Origin of the sequence: Chroococcidiopsis cubana SAG 39.79 (assembly GCF_003991895.1) — a bacterium.
Lineage (GTDB): Bacteria > Cyanobacteriota > Cyanobacteriia > Cyanobacteriales > Chroococcidiopsidaceae > Chroococcidiopsis > Chroococcidiopsis thermalis.
The window spans coordinates 44,606-70,189 of record NZ_RSCK01000023.1; the positions used below are offsets into that span (position 1 = coordinate 44,606).

At 45.1% G+C, this 25,584-nt stretch carries 20 protein-coding genes; 12 read left to right on the forward strand and 8 right to left on the reverse strand.

Features of this window, described 5'->3' with window-relative positions:
- Positions 1 to 72 precede the first annotated feature (72 nt).
- Complete coding sequence (locus tag DSM107010_RS15955) at positions 73 to 2,904, forward strand: bifunctional acetate--CoA ligase family protein/GNAT family N-acetyltransferase (protein WP_106166390.1); 2,832 nt, start codon at positions 73 to 75, stop codon at positions 2,902 to 2,904.
- 177 nt (positions 2,905 to 3,081) lie between these two features.
- Here the strand turns inward: DSM107010_RS15955 and DSM107010_RS15960 are convergent, their stop codons facing one another.
- The 5 genes from DSM107010_RS15960 to DSM107010_RS15980 all read right to left on the reverse strand — a co-directional run bounded on the left by DSM107010_RS15960 (position 3,082) and on the right by DSM107010_RS15980 (position 11,853).
- A complete protein-coding gene (locus tag DSM107010_RS15960) occupies positions 3,082 to 5,016 on the reverse strand; it encodes a hybrid sensor histidine kinase/response regulator (protein ID WP_106166391.1) in 1,935 nt (644 codons plus the stop codon).
- Between the two features lie 9 nt (positions 5,017 to 5,025).
- Positions 5,026 to 5,475 (reverse strand): response regulator, encoded by a 450-nt coding sequence (locus DSM107010_RS15965; RefSeq protein ID WP_015154449.1) that lies wholly within the window; start codon positions 5,473 to 5,475, stop codon positions 5,026 to 5,028.
- Positions 5,472 to 6,896 (reverse strand): GAF domain-containing protein, encoded by a 1,425-nt coding sequence (locus DSM107010_RS15970; RefSeq protein WP_015154448.1) that lies wholly within the window; start codon positions 6,894 to 6,896, stop codon positions 5,472 to 5,474. The genes DSM107010_RS15965 and DSM107010_RS15970 overlap by 4 nt, the downstream gene beginning before the upstream one ends.
- 158 nt (positions 6,897 to 7,054) lie before the next feature.
- Positions 7,055 to 8,242 (reverse strand): DUF4336 domain-containing protein, encoded by a 1,188-nt coding sequence (locus tag DSM107010_RS15975; protein WP_106166392.1) that lies wholly within the window; start codon positions 8,240 to 8,242, stop codon positions 7,055 to 7,057.
- A 386-nt stretch (positions 8,243 to 8,628) separates the two neighbouring features.
- Positions 8,629 to 11,853 carry an efflux RND transporter permease subunit gene (locus DSM107010_RS15980; protein WP_106169113.1) on the reverse strand — a complete coding sequence of 1,075 codons (3,225 nt, stop codon included), beginning with the start codon at positions 11,851 to 11,853 and terminating at the stop codon, positions 8,629 to 8,631.
- A gap of 23 nt (positions 11,854 to 11,876) precedes the next feature.
- Between DSM107010_RS15980 and DSM107010_RS15985 the strand changes: the two genes are divergently transcribed.
- Positions 11,877 to 12,203, forward strand: a complete 327-nt coding sequence (locus DSM107010_RS15985) for a hypothetical protein (RefSeq protein ID WP_106169112.1) — start codon at positions 11,877 to 11,879, stop codon at positions 12,201 to 12,203.
- A gap of 245 nt (positions 12,204 to 12,448) precedes the next feature.
- Here DSM107010_RS15985 and DSM107010_RS15990 read toward each other — a convergent pair whose 3' ends face one another.
- A complete protein-coding gene (locus tag DSM107010_RS15990; protein WP_106169111.1) occupies positions 12,449 to 13,051 on the reverse strand; it encodes a LysE family translocator in 603 nt (200 codons plus the stop codon).
- 365 nt (positions 13,052 to 13,416) lie between these two features.
- Here DSM107010_RS15990 and DSM107010_RS15995 point away from each other — a divergent pair, with 365 nt between their 5' ends.
- The gene (locus DSM107010_RS15995) at positions 13,417 to 13,893 is read left to right on the forward strand and encodes a hypothetical protein (protein ID WP_106169110.1); all 477 of its coding nucleotides are present in this window, start codon (positions 13,417 to 13,419) and stop codon (positions 13,891 to 13,893) included.
- 75 nt (positions 13,894 to 13,968) lie between these two features.
- On the opposite strand, the gene DSM107010_RS16000 is transcribed toward DSM107010_RS15995, so the two are convergent.
- Positions 13,969 to 14,862 carry an SGNH/GDSL hydrolase family protein gene (locus tag DSM107010_RS16000; protein ID WP_106169109.1) on the reverse strand — a complete coding sequence of 298 codons (894 nt, stop codon included), beginning with the start codon at positions 14,860 to 14,862 and terminating at the stop codon, positions 13,969 to 13,971.
- A 135-nt stretch (positions 14,863 to 14,997) separates the two neighbouring features.
- Between DSM107010_RS16000 and DSM107010_RS16005 the strand changes: the two genes are divergently transcribed.
- The 6 genes from DSM107010_RS16005 to DSM107010_RS16030 all read left to right on the forward strand — a co-directional run bounded on the left by DSM107010_RS16005 (position 14,998) and on the right by DSM107010_RS16030 (position 20,837).
- Positions 14,998 to 16,887 (forward strand): tetratricopeptide repeat protein, encoded by a 1,890-nt coding sequence (locus DSM107010_RS16005; RefSeq protein ID WP_106217697.1) that lies wholly within the window; start codon positions 14,998 to 15,000, stop codon positions 16,885 to 16,887.
- 27 nt (positions 16,888 to 16,914) lie between these two features.
- Positions 16,915 to 17,817, forward strand: coding sequence for a glycine betaine ABC transporter substrate-binding protein (locus tag DSM107010_RS16010; RefSeq protein WP_106168822.1), 903 nt, complete (start codon positions 16,915 to 16,917; stop codon positions 17,815 to 17,817).
- A gap of 17 nt (positions 17,818 to 17,834) precedes the next feature.
- The gene (locus DSM107010_RS16015; protein WP_106168823.1) at positions 17,835 to 18,578 is read left to right on the forward strand and encodes a phytochelatin synthase family protein; all 744 of its coding nucleotides are present in this window, start codon (positions 17,835 to 17,837) and stop codon (positions 18,576 to 18,578) included.
- A 360-nt stretch (positions 18,579 to 18,938) separates the two neighbouring features.
- The gene (locus tag DSM107010_RS16020) at positions 18,939 to 19,703 is read left to right on the forward strand and encodes an alpha/beta fold hydrolase (RefSeq protein ID WP_106168824.1); all 765 of its coding nucleotides are present in this window, start codon (positions 18,939 to 18,941) and stop codon (positions 19,701 to 19,703) included.
- 5 nt (positions 19,704 to 19,708) lie between these two features.
- Positions 19,709 to 20,299, forward strand: a complete 591-nt coding sequence (locus DSM107010_RS16025) for a TetR/AcrR family transcriptional regulator (RefSeq protein ID WP_106168825.1) — start codon at positions 19,709 to 19,711, stop codon at positions 20,297 to 20,299.
- Positions 20,292 to 20,837 carry a 5-formyltetrahydrofolate cyclo-ligase gene (locus DSM107010_RS16030; RefSeq protein WP_106168826.1) on the forward strand — a complete coding sequence of 182 codons (546 nt, stop codon included), beginning with the start codon at positions 20,292 to 20,294 and terminating at the stop codon, positions 20,835 to 20,837. The genes DSM107010_RS16025 and DSM107010_RS16030 overlap by 8 nt, the downstream gene beginning before the upstream one ends.
- Positions 20,838 to 20,933: 96 nt before the next feature.
- Here the strand turns inward: DSM107010_RS16030 and DSM107010_RS16035 are convergent, their stop codons facing one another.
- Positions 20,934 to 21,389, reverse strand: a complete 456-nt coding sequence (locus DSM107010_RS16035; protein WP_106168827.1) for a rhodanese-like domain-containing protein — start codon at positions 21,387 to 21,389, stop codon at positions 20,934 to 20,936.
- Between the two features lie 163 nt (positions 21,390 to 21,552).
- On the opposite strand from DSM107010_RS16035, the gene DSM107010_RS16040 reads away from it, so the two are divergent.
- The 3 genes from DSM107010_RS16040 (at position 21,553) to DSM107010_RS16050 (ending at position 25,553) form a co-directional block, all read left to right on the forward strand.
- Positions 21,553 to 21,870, forward strand: a complete 318-nt coding sequence (locus DSM107010_RS16040; RefSeq protein WP_106168828.1) for a hypothetical protein — start codon at positions 21,553 to 21,555, stop codon at positions 21,868 to 21,870.
- A gap of 6 nt (positions 21,871 to 21,876) precedes the next feature.
- Entirely contained in the window at positions 21,877 to 23,397 is a 1,521-nt protein-coding gene (locus DSM107010_RS16045; RefSeq protein WP_106168829.1) for a bifunctional metallophosphatase/5'-nucleotidase, read from the forward strand.
- Positions 23,398 to 23,483: 86 nt separating this feature from the next.
- Positions 23,484 to 25,553, forward strand: coding sequence for a S9 family peptidase (locus tag DSM107010_RS16050; protein WP_127023355.1), 2,070 nt, complete (start codon positions 23,484 to 23,486; stop codon positions 25,551 to 25,553).
- The last annotated feature ends 31 nt before the right edge of the window (positions 25,554 to 25,584 follow it).

Genomic DNA, 25,584 nt, shown 5'->3' on the forward strand with positions numbered 1-25,584 from the left:
ACGTTACATGTGTAGAGACGTTACATGTAACGTCTCTACAGAGAACTTTTGACTTAGCAAAGGTGAGCCGCAGTGAGACAACAAACGATCGCCGAACGCGCTCATGACATTCTCCGCTCCGAGCAGTCGAGCAACCCCCTCAACTCAATTTTTGCTCCCCAGAACGTTGCTGTAATTGGAGCTAGCGAAAAACAAGGTAGCGTCGGACGTACCCTGCTATGGAATCTCATCAGCAATCCCTTTGGGGGGACTGTATTTCCCGTCAATCCCAAACGTCCTAGCGTATTGGGAATTAAAGCTTATCCCACCATTCAAGATGTTCCCGCGCCAGTCGATCTCGCAGTCATAGCAATTCCTGCACCCGCCGTACCAGGGGCGATCGCAGAATGTGTCGCCGCAGGAGTTAAAGGTGCGATTATTATTTCTGCTGGATTTAAAGAAGCTGGAGTAGCTGGGATCGAGTTAGAACGGCAAGTGCTGGAACAAGCACGCCGAGGCAATCTGCGAATTGTCGGTCCTAACTGCTTGGGGGTGATGAGTCCGCGTACAGGCTTAAATGCTACGTTTGCTAGCGCGATCGCCCGACCTGGTAATGTGGGTTTCATCAGCCAAAGTGGAGCGCTCTGCACGGCGATCCTCGACTGGAGCAAGCAAGAAAATGTTGGTTTTAGCGCCTTTGTCTCCATCGGTTCCATGCTCGATGTTAATTGGGGCGATTTAATTTACTATCTCGGTGACGATCCTCATACCAAAAGCATCGTCATTTACATGGAGTCTATTGGTAATGCGCGATCGTTCCTTTCGGCAGCTAGGGAAGTTGCACTGACCAAACCAATTATCGTCCTCAAAGCAGGTCGGACGGAGGCAGCAGCAAAAGCAGCGGCTTCCCATACAGGAGCGCTAGCTGGTAGCGATGTGGTATTAGATGCAGCTTTCCGGCGTTCCGGCGTGTTGCAAGTCAACCGGATCTCTGACTTATTTGATATGGCGGAGGTTTTAGCAAAACAACCCCGTCCCAAAGGTCGGCGCTTGACAATTCTGACCAATGCTGGTGGACCTGGGGTACTAACTACCGATGCCTTGATTGCTATGGGGGGAGAACTGTCAGAATTAAGCGAGGAGACTCGCACTGAATTGAATCGATTCCTGCCTACCCACTGGAGCCGCAGCAACCCAATTGACATTTTAGGAGATGCCGAACCCCAGCGTTACACTCAAGCCTTAGAGGTCGCAGCAAAAGACCCAAATAGTGATGGTTTGTTAGTAATCTTAACCCCGCAAGCCATGACTGACCCTACCAAGACGGCAGAAGCATTGAAATCTTATGTAGAGACGTTACAGGTAACGTCTCTACAAGATAAACCGATTCTGGCGAGTTGGATGGGCGGTGCAGATGTCATCGACGGGGAAAAGATTCTTAACGATGCTGGCATTCCTACTTATCAATATCCAGATACAGCCGCTCGCGTATTCAGCCTGATGTGGCGATATAGCTACAATTTGCGGGGAATATATGAAACTCCTGCTCTACCAGTAAATTTAGCAGATAGCAACAGCTGTTCTCTGGTGACACAAATTATTGATACAGCACGACAGCAGGGACGCACGATTTTGACGGAGGTTGAATCTAAGCAAGTGCTAGCTGCTTACGGTATTCCCGTCGTTCCGACTTACATTGCCAGAAGTGAAGCAGAAGCAGTTGAATATAGCGATCGCATTGGATATCCCGTCGTCCTGAAACTCTTTTGCGAAACCATTACCCACAAAACCGATGTCGGCGGCGTGCAGTTAAATTTACCCGATGCCGATGCCGTGCGTTCTGCCTACCACAAAATTGAAAATTCTGTCAACCAATACGTCCAAAATAATCCTCCTCACTCCGGTATGGGCGCACAGCCGTGCGCCCCTATAAAACCCCACGCACCACGCACGACACACCACGCACCACTATTCTTAGGCGTTACCGTTCAACCGATGCTGAAATTGGATGGTTACGAATTGATTATTGGCAGCAGTCTCGATCCACAATTCGGTTCTACGCTGCTATTTGGCTTAGGGGGACAGTTAGTGGAGGTATTTAAAGATCGAGCGATCGCCCTACCTCCCTTAAATACCACTCTGGCACGCCGAATGATGGAACAAACCCAAATTTACAAAGCATTGCAAGGAGTCAGAGGTAGAAAAAGCATCGATCTAGAAGCACTAGAACAACTTTTAGTATTATTCAGTCAACTCGTAGTCGAACAGCGGTGGATTAAGGAGATTGATATCAATCCGTTGCTAGCTCGTCCTGATTCCCTCCTTGCACTGGATGCGCGGATCGTTTTGCACTCACCGGAAACACCAGAAGATCGGTTGCCGAAACTGGCGATTCGTCCCTATCCCCAGCAGTACGTGAGTCAATGGACGATGAGAGATGGCACGATCGTTACTATTCGTCCGATTCGTCCCGAAGACGAACCTTTAATGGTGCAGTTTCATCAAACTCTATCGGAAGAAAGTGTCTATTTTCGTTATTTTCATTTGATTAAGTTAAGTCAGCGAATCGCACACGAGAGACTAACGCGGATATGCTTTATCGATTACGATCGCGAAATGGCATTAGTCACAGAGTACCATCATCCACAAACCTCAACAAGAGAAATATTAGCAGTTGGTCGTCTGAGTAAATTACACGGCTTCAACGAAGCAGAATTTGCTATTTTGGTAGGCGATCGCCATCAGCGACAAGGGTTAGGCACGGAATTATTGAGTCGTCTATTACAGGTCGGACGTGACGAAAAACTCGCTCGCATTACTGGCGAAATTCTCGCCGAAAATCGAGCCATGCAAAAAGTCTGCGAAAAACTCGGTTTCCACCTGCATCGGGCTGCGGATGTCGTCAAAGTGGAATTTGAGCTGTAAATCAGTTATCAGAAGGAGTCGTAGGGGCGGGTTGACCAAAGCTCTCTGACTCCGACGAAGATTTCGGGTGAACCCGCCCGTACAGGAGTCAGAAGAATTAAATGAAATTCTTGTCACGCACCACGCACCACTCAACTACCAATTACCAATTACCAATTACCAACAACCAATTACCAATTACCTATCAAGCTGCAAAACTTTATGTATTGCGTCCAATAATTCTTTCGTCGTATAGGGCTTGGGTAAAAATGCTTTGACACCGATTTCGGTTATTTCAGCCATCAGGCTATTCGATGCTAAACCACTCGTAACAATCGCCTTGATTTTAGGATTGAGTTTTTGTAGGGTGCGAGTTGCAGTTAACCCATCCATCAACGGCATCATCACATCCATCAGCACGAGATCGATCTCATACTTACGAGCGGCATAGAGAGCGATCGCCTCAATCCCATCTTTGGCAATCAGAGTCCTGTAATTGTACTCTTCCAAGGAGGTTTGAGTCACCTGTTGGATCGATAGTTCGTCTTCCACAATCAGAATTAACTCGTTGTTACCAGTCAAAAGCGCGAGTTCTGCTGCTGGCTGAGTTTCTGCATCTTCGATCGCAGGTAAGTAGACTTTAAATTGCGACCCTCTTCCCACCTCGCTGTACACCTTGACAAAACCACCGTGGTTTTTCACAATGCCTAACGCAGTGGATAAACCCAGTCCTGTCCCTTTGCCTACTTCTTTAGTCGTGAAAAAGGGGTCAAAAATTCGCTCTAACAGTTCAGATGGAATTCCCGTTCCTGTATCCGAAATCGCGATCGCCACGTAAGAACCCGGGCTAGCTTCTGGATTCATCCGAGTACAGGCTTCATCAACGAGTTTATTTTCAGCTGCAAGCCCGAGAGTTCCACCATTGGGCATGGCATCGCGGGCATTAACGCAGAGATTCATGAATACCTGATGCAGTTGGGTAGCATCGGCAGCAACCGTCCAAAGATTAGCAGTGGGAAAGTCTGTATAAATTTCAATGGTTTTGGGGAAGGTTTGGCGGGCAACGTGCATGACTTCTGACAATATATGTCTGAGTTGCAATGGCACTCGCTTGCCTTCCACCCCACGAGCAAAGACTAAAATTTGCTTAACCAAATCTGCCCCGCGTTTGGCACTGTCTTCGATCAGCTGGAGTAGGTGTCGATCCTGCTCGTCTAGGGGGAGTTTTAGAGATAGCAGTTGAGCGGTTGCCAGAATCGGAGTGAGAATATTGTTGAAGTCGTGGGCAATGCCACTGGCTAGAGTCCCCAGACTTTCCAAACGTTGGGCGTGGCGCAGGGCTGCTTCTGTCAGCTTGCGAGTAGTAATATCTTCCGCAATGCCTACCACGCGGTAAGATGCACCAGAGTCATTTTGGATCGGAAAACCGCGATCGCGAATCCATCGGATCGAGCCATCGGGACGGATAATTCGATACTCTTCATCGTAATGACCTGCTAAAGCCTGCTCGAAGAATTTCGTTTGAATGCGTTGCCGATCTTCAGGATGAATTGCCTCTAACCATTCCATAAAGTTGGCATACAAACTCTCGCAGGATCGCCCCCAGATACGTTCGTAGGCAGGGCTGACGTAGAGTTGCTGACGCGCTTTGGGGTCTGACATCCAAAACACGCTCTCGGCAATGTTTTCTGCCAATTGACGAAACCGTTCTTCGCTTTCTCTTAATGCCTGTTCTGCGTTATGTCGTTTTTGTCGTTCCTTCGCCTCGCGCAGTTCTCGCTCCACCGCAGGCATTAACCGAGCTAAATTACCCTTGGTGATGTAGTCGTGCGCTCCCGCTTTCATCGCAGCAACAGCAGTTTCTTCGCCAATCGTACCGGAGACAATGATAAACGGTAAATTACGCTGCTGGCTTTGCAATAGTTTTAGGGCATCTGGAGCGCTAAACGCAGGTAGAGTGTAATCGGCAATGACAATATCCCACGACTGGCGATCGAGCGCCGCCTGCATCTGGGCAGCAGTCTCTACCCGCTCGTAATCCACGCTATGGCCGCTCCGCCGCAGTTCCCGCAGCATTAGCAGCATATCGTCTTCCGAATCCTCGACAACTAGAATGCGTAGGTGAAGGTTCATCGCGCTTTCCTAAAGCGGTGGTGGTTCGTTCATCAATAGCCAATACATCCCTAATTGCCGAATTGCCTCGGAAAACTGAAGAAAATCCACGGGTTTGCGAATATAACTGTTGCACCCCAAGCTGTAACTATTGAGCAAATCTCGCTCTTCGCTAGAAGTCGTCAAGACGACCACGGGCAATAGTTTAGTGCGTTCATCTTCCCGTAAACGGCGTAAAACTTCAAGCCCATCGACGCGAGGTAGCTTTAGATCCAACAAAACTACGGTCGGTTTACTGCTGACATCTCGTTGTGCATATATGCCCGTGCCAAACAGGTAGTCCAGGGCTTCGACTCCATCATGGGCGACGACAATATCATTCCCGATGTGATGGCGTTTAAGGGCGCGGATTGCCAATGCTTCGTCGTCAGGATTATCTTCTACGAGAAGAATGACTTTGCGATCGCCATTCCCATTCATGCCTCGACCTCCTCTGCGAAGAGCGTGAAATAAAACGTTGCTCCCCGTGTCAATGCCCCTTCTGCCCACACCCGTCCCCCATGCCGATGCACGATTCGCTGCACTGTAGCAAGTCCAATTCCATTACCGAAAAATTCGTTCATACCATGCAATCGCTGGAACGGTCTAAATAACTTGTCAGCATAAACCATGTCAAAGCCTACGCCATCATCCCGCACAAAGAAAGCGGGAATCCCATTTTCCTGTGCGATCGCCCCAAATTCAATTTTTGCCTGCAACTGCCTAGAGGTAAATTTCCAAGCATTATTCAATAAATTATCTAATAAAACTTCCAGCAGACGGGGATCTCCTTGGACAACTAAACCAGGTTGAACTGCAAACTCCACCTGCCGATCTGGATGAGCCATCTGTAAATCCGTGCAGATACGACTGGCTAATCGGCTCAGAGCGACTGATTCCCTGCTCATCTCGCTGCGAGTAACTCGCGATAGGGTGAGGAGATCGTCAATCAACTGCCCCATCCGCTGGGTAGCGGAGCGGATGCGGTGCAGATAGTCTTGTCCGGTGCTATCTAATTGGTCAAGGCAGTCTTCCAACAATGCCTGGCTAAAGCCATCAATACTGCGTAAGGGCGCGCGCAAATCGTGGGAGACTGAATAGCTAAAGGCTTCCAATTCCTTATTCACCGCCTTCAGTTCGACGATCGCTTGCTGCAATTCCTGATTCAACTCTTGAGCGCGTTGTTCGGCTTGCTGTCGTTCGACAATCTCTGCCCGTAATTCTGCAAGTAGTTCGGCGTGCTGGAGAGCCACCCCTAGATGATTGGCAATCTGATGGACAAATTCGATCTCGGTTTCCTGCCACTGACGCGGGGCGCGACATTGATGAATGCAGAGCAATCCCCAGAGATTTTGTCCCTGTAGGAGTGGCACGACCAAGTTAGCCCGAACTTGAAATCGGGCGAGGATCTCAATGTGGCAGTCACTCAGCCCAGCGTCGTAGATGTCGGCAACTGCCTGCACCCGTCCCTGTTGGTAATGGATGGCATATCGATCGCCAAAGCAACGATCGTGGACTTTCTGCGCTATGGCTGAGCCAAAATCAGCGGCAACATCCTCAGACACAAATTCTCCGTCATTCCAACCAGAATCAGCATAGAAGCGAAACATTCCCACTCGGTCTGCTACCAAAAGTTGACGCACCTCGGTAGCCGTGGCTTGAAAAATCGCTTCAAGATCGAGGGGTTCTCGGAGTCGGGCGATCGCGTTAAACAGGGCTTTCTGCCTTTCTACCTGTAAATTCGCGCGCTCTATTTCTTGCTTTAAAGGTTGAATTTTGTCAATCAGAAGTTGTTGCATCTGCTCGAATGCCGCTTCATCCTTACAGCAAGCGCGCAATCTTGTCAACAATTCTGAGTTCATGAATCACAGTCTGGCGACGCTTCCTGACATAAGTATATACTGCCGCATTGAACCAGTAACTAGTGAAAAGAATGGGGTGTGGGGTGTAAGAACAAGTCAACTGACAACTTTGTACAGACGTTACATGTAACGTCTGTACGCTGACTGATAACTGTTTGTTAAACTTTCTCTTTAGCTGGTGTGGCAACGCCATATCTGACTAAAAATGTTTCCAGTTGCCGCAAGAATCCAAAATCTGCTTCTGGTAGAGGCGCATTTTGGCTCGTGCGGGGATTTTGTTCTAGGCAAGCAAAAGCCTGTCGGAATTCATAAGGAGTTGTAGCGATCGGTGCGTCAAGGTGACAGCTAATAATCCGCCCGAAATCCCAAGTTGCTACCTTATCTGCCCAGTCTAAGACTTGTTTTGGTGCTTGGGGAAAAATTAGAGTTTGCAAGATTGGAGCGACAAACGGACGACCGTTGCTACGGAGCATATCGAACGATCGCTGCCATCCTGCTTGCCAACGGAACGGGTATAAGCCAAAGTAAGCTTGTCGCGATCGCTCTTTGGCTTTGGCAGCATCGCTTAACATCTGCACCAGTCCTGCTGTTTCCACCGTCCCAGGACGGAAGTAAGTTGCAAACAAGCAAATCCGCTGCCATCCCTTACGGCGATTGGCGGGAGTGTCTTCCATTGCCTCGTCCCCACTATCTCTCGCATGAAACAGCAAAGGATACGGATCTAACTGCAAAAGCGCGGGTGGTTCTTCTGGGATGGAGATGATGGAATCAGTTAATAGCAGAGTGCGCGATCGCTTGTGGAGAAGTGCGACTTCTGCAAAAGACCCCTTGCCTAAGTCCAGATCCAACACGGCATAGTCGAATTCTGCCCCAAAGGGAGCCTGTTTAGAGTTTTCCGGTAGTACTTGAGTGCGTTTTCGGGGAAATCCCAACCACGACAGCGGTAAATTGAGCGGAAAACTCCACTGATTCGGAGCCACGAAAACCTGGGATTGAGGAAAACATCGAGCGAAAGGACCAACAAAAATCTTGTGTTCCAATCCCGAACTGGTAGGCAAAATAATATACTTCACATCACCATACTTTGCCACCAACTCATTCACCATGCGAATGCACTCTTTTGTTGGGGCAACGGGTGCATAGATCAACAAACCACCAGCATTAAGCTTAACAACAGTCATCCGAATCGTGACAACCGCATAGAAAAAGCCCTGAAGCTGGTCGAACGTCCAGATCGTATCCCGCACAACTTCCGTGCAAAGCGTCCGCCGCTTGCCAAATGGATAGAGTGGTAAAGCCAGCCAGAACTGCCACGCCAAATCCTGCGGCTGGGTGCTTGAATGCATGAATCGCTCCTACAGATGTATCCTCAATTACTATTTTGCTGTTTTTTTGTCATTCGTCATTTGTCATTCGTCATTTGTCATTTGTCGCTGCTCCCTACTCGTGCGCTCCCTGCTCCCTGATAACTGCTCAGTGGTGCAAAAAGAAGGAGTAAAACAGATACAGAATTGTAGCTATAAACAAAACGTGGTTGATCCAGTCGTCAAGAGTCCAGTTGCGAAACATGGTTTGGTAATGGGTAATTGGTAATGGGTAAGTCAGTAGTTGTAGGGGCGGGTTTAGCAACAGATTCATGGCTTGTGGCAAGAACGCTTCGTCCAAAACCCGCCCGTACAGGAGTCAGAAATCACAATTAATTAACCAACAATGACGAATGACAAATGACAAATCATCTAGCCAATGGTTGCGGCTGTCTGTCTTCTTTAGGCTGAATCTGTTTTGGTTTACTTGGTTTCAAGAAATTTTCTTCCATATTCTTAATGACAACGTACAGCACCGGGACTAAGAACAGACTCAATAGCGTCGAAAATAGGTAGCCGCCGAATAGTGCCGTTCCTAAAGACCAGCGACTCATGGCTCCTGCACCCGCCGCTATGACCAAAGGCCAAAAACCAACTAAACCAGAAATTGCTGTCATCAGAATCGGTCGCAAGCGCTCCTCTGCGGCTCGAATTGCTGCTTTGGTGTAGCTCATACCTAGTTCTGCTGACTGGTTGGCAAATTCTACGATCAGAATTGCGTTTTTACTGGCTAAGCCGATCAGCATCACGAGAGCAACTTGAGCGTAAATGTTATTGTTGACAACAGGCCAAACCGAACCTGCTTGGAGCAAATTGGCACGGAGTAGCAACGCCCCGATCGCGCCTAAAATTGCTAAAGGTACGGTAATCATGATGATGATGGGATCGACGTAGCTTTCGTACTGCGCCGCTAACACCAAGAACACCATCACAAAGGCTAAACCAAAAATAATTGGGGCAGCACCACCAGAAGCTTTTTCTTGAAAAGCAGTTCCCGTCCAGGCGTAACCGAATCCTGGTTGCAACACTTGCTCTGCTACCTCTTCCATCGCTGTCATCGCTTGTCCGGTACTGTAACCAGGAGCGGGTGCGCCTTGAATGTTAATCGATGGATAGACGTTGTAGTGAGTAATAATTGGTGGATAGGTCATTTGCTCGACTTTCACCACATTACTCAGTGGTACGGAATTCCCATCTACAGAACGGACGTACAAACGACCGATATCGTCGGGATTAGAGCGCGATGTCTCTTCAGCTTGCACTTGCACGCGATACAGTCGTCCGCCGAGGACATATTGGTTGACATATCTCGCCCCCAAATATGTCTGCATCGTATTGAAAATATCGCTTAATTGGACGTTCAAGGCTTTAGCTTGTTCGCGATCGATAGAAATTTCCATCATCGGCGCGCCAAAGGTAAATTGAGTGAATACACCCGCTAACTCTGGACGCTTTCTTGCTGCTTCGACCACTTTTTGCGTGTTGTCAATCAAAGCTTCCATTGGTAAGGCTTGGCGGTTTTGGATGTACATCTCGAAACCACCCGTACTCCCTAAACCATCCACTGGTGGTGCATTGACAGCGATTAGTCTGGCTTCGGGAACGTTTGCTTGCAATTTTTGGTTAATTTGTTGCAGTAGTCCGAAAATTGACTTGTCTGCACCGGGGCGTTCTTCCCAATCTTTGAGCTTGACGAAAAACAGCGCTTTGTTGCTAGCATTACCTTGAAAACCAAAGCCCGCATTCCCAACTACGTGTTCGACTTCTGGTAGGGGTTTGATAATCTGAGTAACTTTTTGGACGAGATTAGTGGTGTAATTTAAGGAGACACCCGAAGGAGCTTCGGCGATCGCAAAGAAATAGCCTTGATCTTCTTCGGGAATAAATCCTTGGGGTGTAGTCTGATAAAGCCAACCCGTAGCAATTAAGCCTGCTAGAAAAATTGGGATGACTATCATCCGCAGGCGGATTAGAAATTCTACTGACTTGCCATACTGTTCTTTAAACCAGTCAAACCCGCGATTAAACCAGCCAAAAAACCAGCCCAAGGGTCCGTGTACCTCCTGCTGTCGCCGCATGATGATGGCTGACATGCTAGGGGAAAAGGTAAGAGCGTTGAAGGTAGAAATAGCGATCGCAAAGGCAATAATTAAGGCAAACTGTCTGTAGACAATTCCCGTCGTGCCTGGAAAGAAGGTCACGGGAATAAATACTGCCATCAGCACCACAGATGTAGCGATAATAGCTCCAGTCAGTTCTCCCATCGCATCAATCGCCGCTTGTACTGGTCGCATTCCCTGAGATAATTTAGCGGCGATCGCTTCTACAACCACAATCCCATCGTCTACAACTAGACCTGTGGCTAAAATTACCCCGAATAGCGTTAACTGATTCAGGCTAAACCCAAACATGAAAGCAAATGCCATCGCCCCAATTAAGGACACGGGAATTACCAGGGCGGGAATAATTGTGGTGCGCCAGTCTTGGAGGAAAATAAAGATTACCAAAAAGACTAAGGCGATCGCTTCCATCAGAGTTTTAAAGGCTTCATCTAGGGAAGCTGAGACGAACAACGTATTGTCTAAACCAACCGTTGCTTTCAATCCGGGCGGAAAACTTTGCTCTAACTCCGCCATCCTTGCCTTAATTAAGTTGGCTGTATTCCAAGCATTACTTCCAGGCAATTGATAAGCTAACAAAATCACTGAAGGAGCGCCATCAAATAGAGTCGTGGCGCTATAGTCTTGCGCTCCAACTTCAGCGCGACCGACATCTTTGAGCCGCGTTAGCGTCCCGTTTTGACCCACTTGCACGACAATATCTTCAGCCTCTTCGGGAGTCGTAAAGCGACCGATCGCGCGTAAGGCGATTTCATAGTCGTGCTTGGCTTGGGTCGGCTGCTGACCGATTCTACCCGCCCCTACTTGAATGTTTTGCTCGGAAATAGCGTTAATGACATCTTGAGCTGATAAATTTCTCGCAGCCAAGGCATCGGGATTGAGCCAGATCCGCATTGCATATCTTCGTTCACCAATTATTCTTAAGTTGCCTACGCCCTCGATCCGTTTGATTTCGTCGAAAATCAGGCGATCGACATAATTACTAATAAATACGTTGTCGTAGATATAGTTACCTTGCTCGTTTTTTTCTGAATAAAAGGCATAAGCAATCGTAATTGTTGGAGATTGTTTTTGAGTAACGACACCCGTGCGATTCACTTCTTCTGGTAGTTCTGCTTCAGCAACGGCGACGTTGTTTTGAACGAGGACTTGAGCGGTATTTCTGTCCATCTCCGTAGGAAAGGAGACGTTAATGGTTGTGTCACCATTATTCGTTGTTTGAGAGGACATATATACAGCCCGCTCAGTACCGTTGATCTGTCGTTCTAGTACGGTGGTAACGTTTTCTTCTGTGGTTTTGGCATCGCTACCGAGATAATTTGCCGTCACGGTAACTTGTTTTAATGCCATTTCTGGAAGTTTATCCAAGGGCAACAGCGGAATGCAAATTGCTCCCAGTAAAAGAATAACCACGGTACAGACTGTCGTTAAGACTGGTCGCCTAATGAATGTATTGGCAATGCTCAGTAACATAGATCCTGAGTTCGATTAGTGTTTTGGGCAAACGATACAGACAGGAACAATCGATCGAGAAAACAGCAGGTAAGCCTTTAAATCAGTTGTCAGTTATCAGTGTAGAGACGTTACATGTAACGTCTGTTATCAGTTATCAGTTATCAGGAAAGAGTGGTGCGTGGTCACTGGTCACCGATCGCTGGTCACTGTTAAAGATCGGTAGTTCCAGTCAGATTGCGATCGCGAACGATGGAAACGAATCTATGAGGATTTATTGTGAGAATTTAATTTATAGCTATAAGCGAACAGAGTACCATTTTCCTGCCGAAAAATACTACCCCTTGATGATTTTTGGCGGGTGCATTTAACTTAGTTTAAGTAAATTCATTAAATTTAATATTTAATTGCAAAAATGATAGAATGTTCTCGCGATCGCGGGTCGAGAGTGAATTTTATTTGCTTATATCGAGCAAAATTTCTGTCTTTTGTGCAACATTTATACGATAAATATAAAAATTTACAAAAATGATTTTGTGTCGCGCAAAGGCGCATACGCGCAGCGTTCTCGTAGAGTAGACGCAAAGAAGAAGGACACAAAGGGATTTTGCGTGTGTCACAAATTTAGCAATGCGACGATCCCAAATGCTACGATGACGATACCTGAGAGGCGATTAACCCAGTTCAAATTCAGTTTTGTCTTTGCTAGCGTGACAGTAGTACTCAATAGCAGCCACCACAGTGCAGAACCACAAAAAACTCCAACTACTAGGAGGATTGCTGACAGGTAATTTTGTTTGATGCTGGCTAAGCCTAATCCAGAAAAAATAGCTGCAAAAGCTAAGATTGTAGCGGGATTTGTCAGTGTTAGCATCCATGTTGACGTATAAACTTCAGTAAGAGTGTTGCCTCTGGTGGATGCCGCAGTTTCAGATGGAATGCTGATAAATGTTTTGACTCCCAAGTAGCAAAGGAAAGCACCGCCAACTAACCGCAGCCAAAACTGTTGTTCGATTAAGAAGTTAGTGACGAAGGTAAGTCCAAATGCAGCCACACAACCATACATTGCATCTGCTGTTGCTGCGCCTAAACCAGCTACAAATCCATGTAGCCAACCGAATGCAAGTGACTGGCGGATGCAGAGGATACCAATTGGTCCTACAGGTGCGGCGATCGCCAAACCAATTGATAGTCCCCGTAGTAGTAAGCTAATTTCCATAAGATTACTCAGTCGTAAATCGTAAATCGTAAGTTGTAAGAAAGAATTAACTAGTCGCCGATCGCTGATAATTGACCCATCTCGAAAGGCTAATCGAGCAACTTAGTCACTACGGACAAACAACAACCTCAATCGTGCTTTCTTCACCAATTAAAAGAGTAGGGAGCAGGGAGCAGGAACGAGCTGGGAGCAGAGGCGCAGAGGGGTAGAGGAGCAACTACCAACTACCAACTACCAATTACCAAATGACAAATTAATACCCATGTACTATGACAGTTGACTTTTACCGTAAAATAAAGCATGTAACGCGATCGCGCTTGTTACAAAAGTGTAGCTGTGCAACTCTTCTTGCATATAATTAGGTTATGGCGAAATATACTCTCCCTCAAGCTCCAGAAGTTGTCCTGAATGTCTCTGGTAAAGATTCAGCCAAAGCTCGCGATAAAGCGATGGATCGGCTGATGGAACTAATCGATGCTGGGGAACTACCCACCGATTTAGCGGAGGGATTTAGTTCGCAGCAATTGATTGAAGTCAAAGAACAGCCGATGGATTATCTCAGTAGCGATGAGGATGCAATTACCCAAGCCGTACAGATACTTAATAACTTAGCTACCTTAAAGCTGAAGGTACAAGAATCTCGCACGGAGGCGTTGGAAATTCGTAAAGCGGTTGACGTGCTATTTACCGATAAATCTGTTAGCGATGAAGAAATCGCCCGATTAAAGGAAGGATTTAAAGTCTTGAAAACTTTTGCTCAAGCAAATGTCCGCTATCAGGAAGCAAAAGCTAAAGCAGAAGAAGCGCGAAAAGTGCTAGACGAAGCTTTAAAATCTAGCTGAAGTTTTCAGATGTTGCGCAAATAGAAATGCAGAACTACACAGACGAAACCTGTTAAAACAGGTTAATACTTGTTTTCAATTGGCATAAGCAGACTGAGTTTGTGTAGTTGCAGATTTTAACTTGTTAGCAACTGTTTTTGCTAACAATTTATGGGCAGCAGTAGAGGGATGGATATCATCCCAAAATAAATATTTATCTGGGTTGGGACAAACCATATATTGGTTAAGTTCGCCATTTAAACAGGTATTCATAACATTGAGAAAGCCAAATTTAGTTGGCTCGTTCATAACTCGATTAAATAGATCGTTGACATCATAATAAATAATATTGGGTTCAGATTTAAGCTGTTGCTGTAAGTTTTTCAAAGCATTAGCTAGTTGAGAGTTATGCTTGTGAGTTAGTTGGCTCAGTACTTCAGATTGTTGTGTATTGCGCGTTCCTGGTAGTTTACCTAAATCTGGTAGATTAACCACTAAAATATTTTTTGCGCCAATTTGAACCAGTGATTTGACAGCTTCAACTGAATTATTGACTGGTCGATCTGTGTCATTTCCACCTCCCAAATAATCATTGGCTCCAACCCAGATTATATATAAAGCATTTTTAGAGGTAGAGGAATGACTAGCTCGATAGCGATCGATTTGTGCTAGCAATCCTAGTGGAACTTCCTGTGAATTGCCTGTGGTAGCGCCACCGTAAGCGAAATTAGTATCGGGATTAGCGTTTAATTTCAATTGTTGAGCGAGATATTCCGTCCAAACTAAACCATCTGCATATCTGCCGCGAAAATAAGGTGGACTGGGTGGAAATTGTCCTTGGGAAGCTTTAAACACATTGCCAGGATCGGAAAGGCTATCGCCAAAAACATAAATTTGGGCGACATTTTGCGTTCGAGCCGCATTAGATAATTGAAATAGAGCGGCAGCGATCGCACTTATCGTAGCGATTAATACAATTTTTCGGAACATAGGAGTGAGGAGTGAGGGGTGAGGAGCAGGAGCGAGGAGTGAGGGGTTAGGGGTTAGGATAATGATAACGATCGGTAACTCCCAACAACTACCAATTACCAACTACCAATTACCAACTACCCGCTACTAACAATCATGTCCGATTCTCTATCTCATTCCAATTCTCCGACGCTGCGCGATCGCTACTTGGCGTTGATAGATCAGATCGTACAAATTACCCTGAAAGGGCAAATTCGTTCTAAAGAGCAAGTTTATCAAATGCTAGCGCAACAAGTCGTTCCCGGTACGGCAGAGATTTTCGAGCGCTGTTTGGACGAACGCACGATGGAGATCGAACATGAGATCGAGACGGTAAAGGATGAATTAAAGCAAGCGAAAGCGACTCGTTCCCAAAGAGCGATCAAAACGATCGCTAGCGAATGGGAACGCGCCGCCGCTCAAAATCGAGCCGCTAGCGCAATCGCTAAAGCAGCGGAACAGATCGCCGCTTCCGAACCAGCCTACTTACTTGCCGATTTATTACAAGTTATCGATCCAAATCAAAAGCAAGCACTGACGATCGCCCAACTCAAACAATTAGCTGCGGCTTTAAAACAACAAGCAACTGAAATCGAGTCAGAAATGGCGACGGAGGTGCAACAAGTTGCGATGGGAATCGATCGCGGCTTGCAGTCTTGGCAGCATTTAGAAGGATATTTAGTCAGCTGGGTATACGATGGGGGGCAAAGCGCGATCGGTTTTGAGAACGTACCAGGACAACGGGGACCTTGGGCGCTGTGGGCAAAACAGGTTAATAGTCCGATTCCACAAGCATTATTTCAAACTCTGGCTCTAGAGCGATCGCTATTAGAATGGACGACTCAGCAATATTTCCATCTCGATGATTGGGTGGAAATGGCGCTGATTTTGCAGTTTTTGCAACGGGGACTCGTTGGGTGGACGGAACAGCGAATTTATGATGCCAAGCTGGGGTCAAGTCTAGCAATTTCTTGTTTTCTCACGTTTGCAGCAGTTTGGGGTGAGTTAGCGAATGGCTTCATGCAAGCAACTAGCCTCAATTCCAGCCATCGCGAACGGCTAGCGGATGGTTGTTTTCAGATTGCACTACAAATTTTACGCGCCTTTGCTCAAAAGCAATACTTTCCCCTCTACGGTGGTGTCTTTGCTTCGTTCAATGGCGGACACCTACAATCTGCCCTCGACTATTTAGATTTACCTTTACGACAAGTCGAAGGAACTCAGGAAAAAGCGCGAATTTTGACACTTTTAGGTTATTCGCAGCAGGCTGTGGGCAATTATCACCAAGCAACCCAGTTTTACGATCGCGCTTTGGAAATTGCCCGTGCTGCGGAGGATGTACCTTGTGAAATTGCCGATTTAAATCATCTCAGCCGAATTTGCGTGGCTAAGAAACAGTATGCAGAGGCAATTGATTACAGCCAGCGGGCGCTACTTCTCAGTCGCCAAGTGGGAGACAAATTAGGTGAGGCGAATGCTTTAGCAAATTTGGGTTACAGTGAGGTGTATTCGGCTCAGGCTATAGAAAGATCGGAACCAGAAGTTTATGAAATGGCGATCGGTTATTTACAACAAGGATTGAAGCTATCTCAACAGTTAAATGACAGACAAAGCTTGTCATTATGTTGCAGTAGCCTTGGTGCAGCGCATTTAGTTTTATCTCAACCTCAAGCTGCGATCGATTATCTTCAATCTGGATTTCAAGCCGCTCAAGCTTCCGGCGATTTGTATCTTCAAGGACTCAACTTAGTTAACTTAGCAGAAGCATATTATGGCTTACAACAGACAGAAAAAGCGATTTATGTTGGTTGTATTGGCATGTATATGTTAGAGCGTATTGCTTCTCCTGAGTGGCGACAAGCAGCAGGTTTGTTGACTATACTACAAGGGCAAATGGGACAGGATGCTTTTCAAAAAGTATTGGCACAATATCGACCGCAATTTATGACGGCGATCGGTGTAGATGGGTACGATTACATTCCGCAATTATTAGCAAATTACCGTTAATCTTATCAAGAACAAATATTATGAAACATGAAAAAATTTATTCTTTTGTGTTTAATCACTGTGAGTTTGGTGTTGGCGATCGCCAGTTGCAATCCTAACACTTCTGAGGGTAACGGTGAGATTATCGTTGCTTCCAAAAATTTTACTGAACAAAATATTTTAGGCGAACTATTAGCGCAACAAATTGAATCTGCAACTGGACTAAAAGTCGCTCGTCGTCTAGATTTAGGAGGAACGTTTGTTTGCCATCAAGCAATGCTCGCCGGACAAGTTGATGCTTATATCGAATATACGGGAACGGCATTTACAACTATTTTAAAACAAAAGCCAATTAGCGATCCAAATGCTGTTTATCAGCGGGTAAAATCTGGCTACGAGCAGTTTCAATTAGAAGTTACCCCAGCTTTAGGATTTGAAAATACTTTTGCCATGATTATTCGCGGCGAAGATGCACGCAAGCACAATCTTCGCACTCTCTCGCAAGCTGCCCAATACGCACCCCAGTGGCAAGCTGCCTTCGGCTATGAATTTATCAGCCGCGAGGATGGGTTTCCAGGATTAGCAAAAACCTACGATATTAAGTTAAATAAACCACCTCGCGTGATGGATTTGGGGTTAATTTATCGGGCAATCATTGATAAACAAGTAGATATAGTTGCAGGGAACTCTACTGATGCTCAAATCGCCCGTTTAGATTTAACGATTCTGCAAGATGATAAGGGTTATTTCCCCCCTTATGAAGCAACTCCCATCGTGCGACAGGCAACTTTGAAAAAGTATCCCAAACTACGTCCGGCGATCGCACAACTAGGTGGAAAGATTAATGAAGAGGAAATGCGCAATTTAAATTATCAAGTCGAAGGTGAATTTCGCGATATTAAGGAAGTCGTGCGCGAATTTCTAATTGCAAAAGGTTTAGGCAAACTGTAATGGCTATCTTCTGACAAATGACAATTAAAATTAGGACAATTACGCCCTTAATCAAACTCGGCGCGATCGCATTGTTCGTGGCTGGCGATAGCGTATTGACGCAGACACTACCCTTACCTAATAATTTAATCTCCTTCAACTCCGAAACGGGAGAACAATTATTACTACAAAGTAAAGCGCGGGAAGATTTTTGGGATTTAAGTACGCAGTACGTTACCCAAAATACTCAATCATATTGTGGGGTTGCCAGTATAGTAATGGTATTAAATGCCCTCTCAATTCCCGCTCCCATTGCTCCTGAATATACACCTTATCGAGTATTTACCCAGGCAAACTTTTTTAATAACGCATCAACTAAAAAAGTTCTTGCACCTGAAGTTGTTGCCCGTCAAGGTATGACTTTAGAACAGTTAGGTCAACTACTCGCTAGCTATGGTGTAGAAGCTAAAGTTTATCATAGTACTAATACTAATCTAGAGCAGTTTCGTCAGCTCGTAATACAGAATTTACGCCAAGAAAATAACTTTGTTTTAGCTAATTACTTGCGTCGCAAAATTGGACAAGAAAGAGGCGGACATATTTCTCCTCTCGCCGCCTATAACCAACAAACAGATCGATTTTTAATTCTCGATGTTTCTCGCTATAAATATCCTCCAGTATGGGTAAAAGCAGCGGATTTGTGGCAAGCGATGGATACAGAAGATCGGGTTTCAGGTAAGACGCGAGGATTTGTATTGGTGAGTCAGAAAGTTAAAAGTTAAAAGTCAAAAGTCAAAACGTTTGAAGCGATCGCAGGTAACTAAAGAAGTCGAAAGTCAAAAATGCAAAGTCAAAATATTTGAACTGATAACTGATATAGCGATTCCCATCTAAATGCAATATATCTGTAGGGGCGCACAGCTGTGCGCCCCTACAAATACGTATACCTCATTCAATTGAGTAATTGCCATAACTGATAATTGTTGGATGCAATCCTGCGATAGAGGGCGATCGCTATGTGCGAATATTACCGACTTCGTTTTATATTGACTGATTGTTCAGTCTAAAGTAAGCTAGTAGTATCGCAACAATAAGCAAAAACAGCGCTCTCATCTGCCAGCACGGAGGCATAGGAGGTCAAAATGGATTTGCATTACGAAATTCAAGGAAAGGGCGATCCGGTCGTCCTGCTGCATAGTGGCGGAGTCGATTCGCGTGACTGGCAGTTTATCGCCCCACAGTTGACTCAAACTCATCAAGTCATTACTTACGACCAACGCGGTACTGGCAAGTCATCGCCACGGCTCGAACCTGTAAATCATGTTGAGGATTTCAGACGGCTATTAGACTCTTTGGAAATCGACAAAGCAGTTTTAGTAGGTCATTCGATTGGCGGACAAATTGCCACCGATTTTACTCTAGACAATCCAGAACGAGTCACCAAACTCGTGCTTGTCGCTCCTGGGTTGACGGGTTTTCAATTCTCACCAGAATTCGATCGCTATGTCCAAGCAATTTGGGCAGCAGTTCCAGATGTAGAGAAAATGCTCGAAGTGACTTTGAACTCTCCAGTGTATGCCGTCCATGTTGTCATGAACAGCCCGCAGCGCGATCGCTTTTACCAAATAAAACATCACAATGTTTTAAGAGCGTTTGAATGGAAAAACTTCGACCAAGTTTGGACACAACCACCCGCGATCGAACGGCTAAATGAGCTAAAATCCAAAACGCTATTCATCATCGGTACTCAAGAGAGTGAAGACTGCTACCGCATCGCTGAATTTTTCAAACGAGTTCCCGACATTCGCTTTGCTCAAATTGAAGGCGCAGACCATATACCCACGCTGACACATCCGCAAGAGGTGTATCGTCTCATCACTCAATTCCTGAGCGAGTCACAATATTAATATTAATGCCACGCACTCCAACAGAAAACGAACGCATCCGTCGCGCCACCACAGAACAGATTCTTAAAACAGCCATGACTCTGTTCTGTGAGAAGGGCTACTATTCTACGTCAATTGATGATGTTGCCAAGCAAGCTCAGATCTCAAAAGGGCTGCTCTATCACTACTTCAAAGGCAAAGAAGATTTGCTAGCGGCGCTAGTCGATCTCCGAATCAACGATGTTTTAGTGGTGATGAATGCGGCTGTAGCCAAAACAACCCCTGCCGAACAAATTCAGCATATTGTTGAAGGTGCGCTCGAAGATGTCAGCCGTCAACCGGAAGTCTTCCGATTTTACCTAAATTTATTTACCCAACCGCGCCTCGATCCAGTGGTAGCAAAATATAGCCAGAAGTTAATGGACGAGCAAGCAAGGCAATTTGAAATTCAGACGGAAATGTTTGTTCGGCTTGGAGTCGCAGAACCACGACAGCGATCGCTTTATTTTTCTTCAACGCTCCAAGGTATTATGCTAATGTTTTCGACCTATCCCAATAGCTTTCCATTAGAAAAACTTAAGGCTGAAGCGATCGCGGAGTTTTGTAATCATGGATAAGGTGGAACTGAGGCGATCGCTACTTCAAAAACGTAAATCATTATCTCAGCAAGAATGGCGCGAAAAAAGCGATCGAATTGTCTCCCATCTGCTCGCTTCACCCTTATTTACCCCAGGCAAAACCATCCTGGCTTATTTCAGTTGTCGTCAAGAACCCGATCTAAATTCCTTATTTCACCATAATCATTACAACTGGGGCTTACCGCGCTGTGTCGGCGAAAATTTAGCTTGGCACATTTGGCAACCTGGGGATGAAATTCAAGTTGGGGCGTATGGGATTTGCGAACCCCTCTCCACAGCCCCCACCATATCACCCTCAGCAGTCGATTTCATCCTCGTTCCAGCAGTTGCTTGTGACTATCGCGGCTATCGCTTAGGCTACGGTGGCGGTTACTACGATCGCCTCCTATCTTCTCCTGAGTGGCGATCGAAACCTACCATCGGGATCGTATTTGAATTTGCCTATCTACCCCAACTTCCCACAGATCCTTGGGATATTCCGTTACATGCTGTCTGTACTGAAAAAGGACTAGGATAAGAAGTCAAAAGTCAAAAGTCAAAAGTCAAAACTATACGTCTTGCTACTTGCCTCTCACCAATTACCAATTACCAATTACCAATTACCAACTACCCATTACCACTCACTACGATATTTAGCCTTTAACAATCTGCCCCAATTCGCATTGTAAGGATGAACTCGAATGGTGGGGCGATCGCCTTGAAAGACTGGGTTGCCTTCATTTACCCATTGAAATATGCTGCCTTCGAGGTTGTAAACATTTGTAAATTCTGACAGTTCGAGTTGCTGGGCAATTCTGGCGCTGCGATAGCCTATAGAGCAATATACGACCACAGGTACATCTTTATCCACAGCAATATCCTCTAAGTTAGGATGATGCGGATCGATGCGCTGGGCTTGTGAAAGGTGGCTAACCTGATATTCTGCCTCAGTGCGGGCATCGAGTAAAAGCGGCTGCGGCTGAGTGCGATCGCGCAACCACCCTGCCAACTGTCGAGTCTTCAACCACTTCACAGTCGGAAACTTGCGTTGAATCCAGCGCTTAATAATGTCAAAAACGAGCGATCGCATTATCAGTTATCAGTTATCAGTTATCAGTATCCCCCTCAGCCCCCTTGTCTCCCTTGTCTCTCTTGTCTCCCTTGTCTCCCTCATATTGTTTCAAAAAGTTTAAAGTTACTAGAGTCTGGGGTGGTAACTGTTGTAATATTTGGCAACGCGATCGGGAGAACTAATGTTGGATTTACATGTCATGGCGGAGTTTTCGCGCACCCACTGCGTTAGTATCTGTGCCTTTTTGGTTCCAGCAACTTTAGTTGCGACTATGGCGACGATGATTTTCACGGCACTGCGCCACCCTCAAGCGCGGGTTTGGCAAGCAGCAGGAGTCGCTGGCTTTTTTGCCTTTATTATGATCCTGCACGTCACAACTTGGCTATCAATTGGGGTGGTGATGGCTCCTACATACATCCTACTAGGACTTGCTAGCAGCTGTTTGCTTACCAATTTAGTGATGATTGTGTTACAAAGACGCTTGGCGTTAAATATGTAACCGAAGATGAAATCGTTCTCTGTCGCGTGGGGTTTGGTGCTGCAAGTTGTAGCTTTATGTATCGCTAGCCCTGCGTTGGCTGAGGTTGTAGAGATTACTTTGCTACATCTGAACGATGTTTATGAAATCGCCCCAGTGGAAGGGGGAAAACGAGGTGGATTAGCGCGAGTTACAACTTTGCGACAAGAATTACTGAGCCGAAATCCTCGTACCTACACCGTACTAGCTGGAGACGCTTTTAGCCCCTCGGCTTTGGGGACTGCGAAGGTGAATGGTAAACCTTTGGCTGGTCAACAAATGGTAGCGGTGATGAATGCTGTTGGTTTCGACTACGCTACCTTTGGGAACCATGAATTCGATTTAGCCAAATCCGAGTTTTTACAACGCCTAAAAGAATCTCAATTTAAGTGGATATCTAGTAATGTCAGGGATAATCGAGGTAAATCTTTCCCTGGTGTAGCAGAATCGCAAATATTAAATGTAGAAAGCGATCGCGGTACAATCATTAGAGTCGGTCTAATTGGATTGACGATAGATAGTAATAAACAAAAGTATGTCAGCTATGCCGAGCCAATTCAAGCAGCGCGGACTCAAGTTGCAGCACTTAAAGGTCAAGTCGATCTTATTATTGCTTTAACTCATTTAAACCTGGCTCAAGACCAAAAACTCGCCGCAGAAGTTCCAGAAATCGATTTGATTTTAGGGGGACACGAACATGAAAATATTCAACAATGGCGTGGGGAAGATTTTACACCTTTATTTAAAGCCGACGCAAATGCGCGTAGCGTCTACATTCACAATTTGCGCTACGATATTGAGACAAAAAAATTAGTTGTAGATTCTCAATTACAGTCAGTTACAGAGGCAATTCCTGAAGATCCTCGCGTGGTGAAAGTAGTCAACGCATGGATAGAAAAAGCCTATCAGGGATTTAGGGCAGAGGGCTTTGCTCCAGAAGAGGCGATCGCAACTACAAATATTGCTTTAGATGGTTTAGAATCTAGCGTCCGCAATCGCGCCACTAATCTGACGGCATTAATCGCTCAAGCTATGTTGCGAGAGGTTTATCAAGCAGATTTAGCTATATTTAATAGTGGGTCAATTCGGATTGACGATTTCATTCCCCCAGGAAGAATTACTCAATACGATATTATTCGAGTTCTCCCATTTGGAGGTAAAGTCTTAGCTGTAGAAATGAAGGGAAGTTTGTTAGAAAAAGTATTAGAACAAGGACAAGCTAACAGAGGAACGGGAGGCTTCTTACAAACAGCAAATGTGAGTAAAAAAGCTGATATTGGTACTTGGATGGTGAATGGCGAACCCCTTGAAAAAGACAAGAACTACCGCGTAGCAATTAATGATTTTTTGATGAGCGGTCAAGAACAAGGGCTAGAATTTTTGAATTTTAAGCAAAAAGATGTCAAGTTAATTTATCAAATGCGCGATTTACGTTTCGTGGCGATCGATCGCCTCAAAGATACTTTCGCTGATTCCGTCTTGAAGCGATACAAAAGTCCTTCTTTTTAAAAAGTATCTCAAAGTCCTCCTTTTCAAAGGAGATTTATCAAATCATCTTTAGTGCCAAAAATCACAAATTTCAACAATTACAAATTATGAGTCAGGATCGTCTTCCACAAAACAAGTTAACTCCACCCATTGCTGCAAAAAAGCCGCAGTCGCTGATTTTACATAACGACGAACGAGTAGATAACTATTATTGGCTCAGAGAAAAGGAAAATTCTGACGTTATTGCTTATCTGGAAGCAGAAAATTTTTATACTCAAACAATGATGCAGCATACGGAAGTTCTGCAAGAAAAACTGTATAAAGAGATGTTGGATCGCATTCAGGAAACCGATCTATCTGTCCCTTATCGCAAAGATGAATATTATTATTATTCTCGTACCGAGGCAGGAAAGGCATATCCAATTTATTGTCGCAAAAAAGGTGGTCTGGATGCTGCTGAAGAAATTTTGCTAGATCAAAATCAACTTGCAGAAGGACACGAGTTTTTCAATATTGGTGTGTTGCAAGTCAGTCCCAATCATCAGCTATTAGCTTACTCAGTTGATACCAGTGGTGCTGAAAGATACACAATGTATTTTTTAGATTTAAACACATCAAAGCTTTACGAGCAAAGCATAGAAGATACTTACTATTCTTTTGCTTGGGGAAATGATAACCGTACAGTTTTTTACACTAAAGTCGATGATGCTAACCGTCCGTTTCAACTTTGGCGACATTCATTAGATGTACCGATCGCTGAAGATATTTTAGTTTATGAAGAAACTGACGAAGCCTTCCATTTATCTGTAGGGAAAACGCGCTCTCAAGCTTATATCCTACTAGAATTAGGCAGCATGATTACCTCGGAAGTGCATTATCTAGCAGCAAATAATCCTACAGGTGATTTTCAACTCATCCATCCGCGTACAGATGGGATGGAGTATGATATCGAGCATCACAGCGATAATTTTTATATTACAACTAATGACGAGGCAATCAATTTTAAATTGATGAAAGCTCCCGTTAGCTCCCCAAGAAAAGAGAATTGGGAAACGGTAATTCCCCATCGAGAAGATGTATTTTTATTGGGTGTGAGTGCTTTTAGCAACCATTTAGTCATTTACGAACGCCAAAGAGGATTGCCAACGGTACGAGTCCAAAAATTCGCTACGGGGGAGGAATATGAAATGACTTTTCCAGAACCAACTTATGCCGTTTATGAAGGGAATAATCCAGAATTTAATACCAAAACTTTACGCTTCAATTACACTTCTTTAATTACTCCTAATTCCGTGTTCGATTTTGATATGGAAACTCAACAACGGGAGTTGAAAAAAGAAACCCCAGTGCTAGGAGGCTACGATCGCACTCTATATCAAAGTGAATGGCTGATGGCAACAGCGGAAGATGGCGTGCAAGTACCAATTTCAATTGTTTATAAAAAGGGAATCCAAAAAAATGGGGAAAATCCTTTGTTTTTAACTGGATATGGTTCTTACGGTTATTCCTATCCCGCTGCATTTTCTTCTAATCGCTTGTCGCTACTCGATCGCGGTGTAGTATTTGCGATCGCACACATTCGTGGTGGCAGCGAAATGGGTCGAAAATGGTATGAGAATGGTAAGTTTTTGCACAAGAAAAATACATTTACGGATTTTATTGCATGTGCGGAGTATTTGATTTCTCAAGGTTGGACGAATAGCGATCGCTTAGCTATTTCTGGTGGTAGTGCGGGTGGTTTATTAATGGGTGCAGTTGTAAATCTGCGTCCTGATTTATTTAAAGCAGTTATTGCTGACGTGCCGTTTGTCGATGTTGTGACAACTATCCTCGATACTTCTTTACCACTAACTACGATCGAGTGGGATGAATGGGGAAATCCCAACGACAAAGTTTATTACGATTACATCAAATCTTATTCTCCTTATGACAACGTGGAGGCGAAAGAGTATCCAGATTTACTAATTAATGCAGGTTTGAATGATTCTCGCGTGCAATATTGGGAACCAGCGAAATGGACGGCAAAGTTAAGAGAACTCAAGACAGATAATAATGTTCTCTTACTCAAAACAAATATGGGTGCAGGACATGGAGGTGCGTCTGGGCGTTATGAAAGCTTGAAGGAAACGGCTTTTGATTATGCGTTTTTGTTAGATAGATTGGGGTTAGGCGATTAAATATCAAAAGAGTTTTGTTGTTGCGGATCGA

Excerpts from the sequence above, each read along its gene's own strand:
- DSM107010_RS16015 (WP_106168823.1), top strand. The coding sequence starts at position 17,835 with ATGACAATTAAAATTAGGACAATTACGCCCTTAATCAAACTCGGCGCG.
- DSM107010_RS15965 (WP_015154449.1), bottom strand. The coding sequence starts at position 5,475 with ATGAATGGGAATGGCGATCGCAAAGTCATTCTTCTCGTAGAAGATAAT.
- DSM107010_RS16035 (WP_106168827.1), bottom strand. The coding sequence starts at position 21,389 with ATGCGATCGCTCGTTTTTGACATTATTAAGCGCTGGATTCAACGCAAG.
- DSM107010_RS16010 (WP_106168822.1), top strand. The coding sequence starts at position 16,915 with ATGAAAAAATTTATTCTTTTGTGTTTAATCACTGTGAGTTTGGTGTTG.
- DSM107010_RS16000 (WP_106169109.1), bottom strand. The coding sequence starts at position 14,862 with ATGTTCCGAAAAATTGTATTAATCGCTACGATAAGTGCGATCGCTGCC.
- DSM107010_RS16045 (WP_106168829.1), top strand. The coding sequence starts at position 21,877 with ATGAAATCGTTCTCTGTCGCGTGGGGTTTGGTGCTGCAAGTTGTAGCT.
- DSM107010_RS16050 (WP_127023355.1), top strand. The coding sequence starts at position 23,484 with ATGAGTCAGGATCGTCTTCCACAAAACAAGTTAACTCCACCCATTGCT.
- DSM107010_RS16005 (WP_106217697.1), top strand. The coding sequence starts at position 14,998 with ATGTCCGATTCTCTATCTCATTCCAATTCTCCGACGCTGCGCGATCGC.
- DSM107010_RS16025 (WP_106168825.1), top strand. The coding sequence starts at position 19,709 with ATGCCACGCACTCCAACAGAAAACGAACGCATCCGTCGCGCCACCACA.
- DSM107010_RS15970 (WP_015154448.1), bottom strand. The coding sequence starts at position 6,896 with ATGAACTCAGAATTGTTGACAAGATTGCGCGCTTGCTGTAAGGATGAA.
- DSM107010_RS16030 (WP_106168826.1), top strand. The coding sequence starts at position 20,292 with ATGGATAAGGTGGAACTGAGGCGATCGCTACTTCAAAAACGTAAATCA.
- DSM107010_RS16020 (WP_106168824.1), top strand. The coding sequence starts at position 18,939 with ATGGATTTGCATTACGAAATTCAAGGAAAGGGCGATCCGGTCGTCCTG.
- DSM107010_RS15990 (WP_106169111.1), bottom strand. The coding sequence starts at position 13,051 with ATGGAAATTAGCTTACTACTACGGGGACTATCAATTGGTTTGGCGATC.
- DSM107010_RS15980 (WP_106169113.1), bottom strand. The coding sequence starts at position 11,853 with ATGTTACTGAGCATTGCCAATACATTCATTAGGCGACCAGTCTTAACG.
- DSM107010_RS15960 (WP_106166391.1), bottom strand. The coding sequence starts at position 5,016 with ATGAACCTTCACCTACGCATTCTAGTTGTCGAGGATTCGGAAGACGAT.
- DSM107010_RS16040 (WP_106168828.1), top strand. The coding sequence starts at position 21,553 with ATGTTGGATTTACATGTCATGGCGGAGTTTTCGCGCACCCACTGCGTT.
- DSM107010_RS15975 (WP_106166392.1), bottom strand. The coding sequence starts at position 8,242 with ATGCATTCAAGCACCCAGCCGCAGGATTTGGCGTGGCAGTTCTGGCTG.
- DSM107010_RS15995 (WP_106169110.1), top strand. The coding sequence starts at position 13,417 with ATGGCGAAATATACTCTCCCTCAAGCTCCAGAAGTTGTCCTGAATGTC.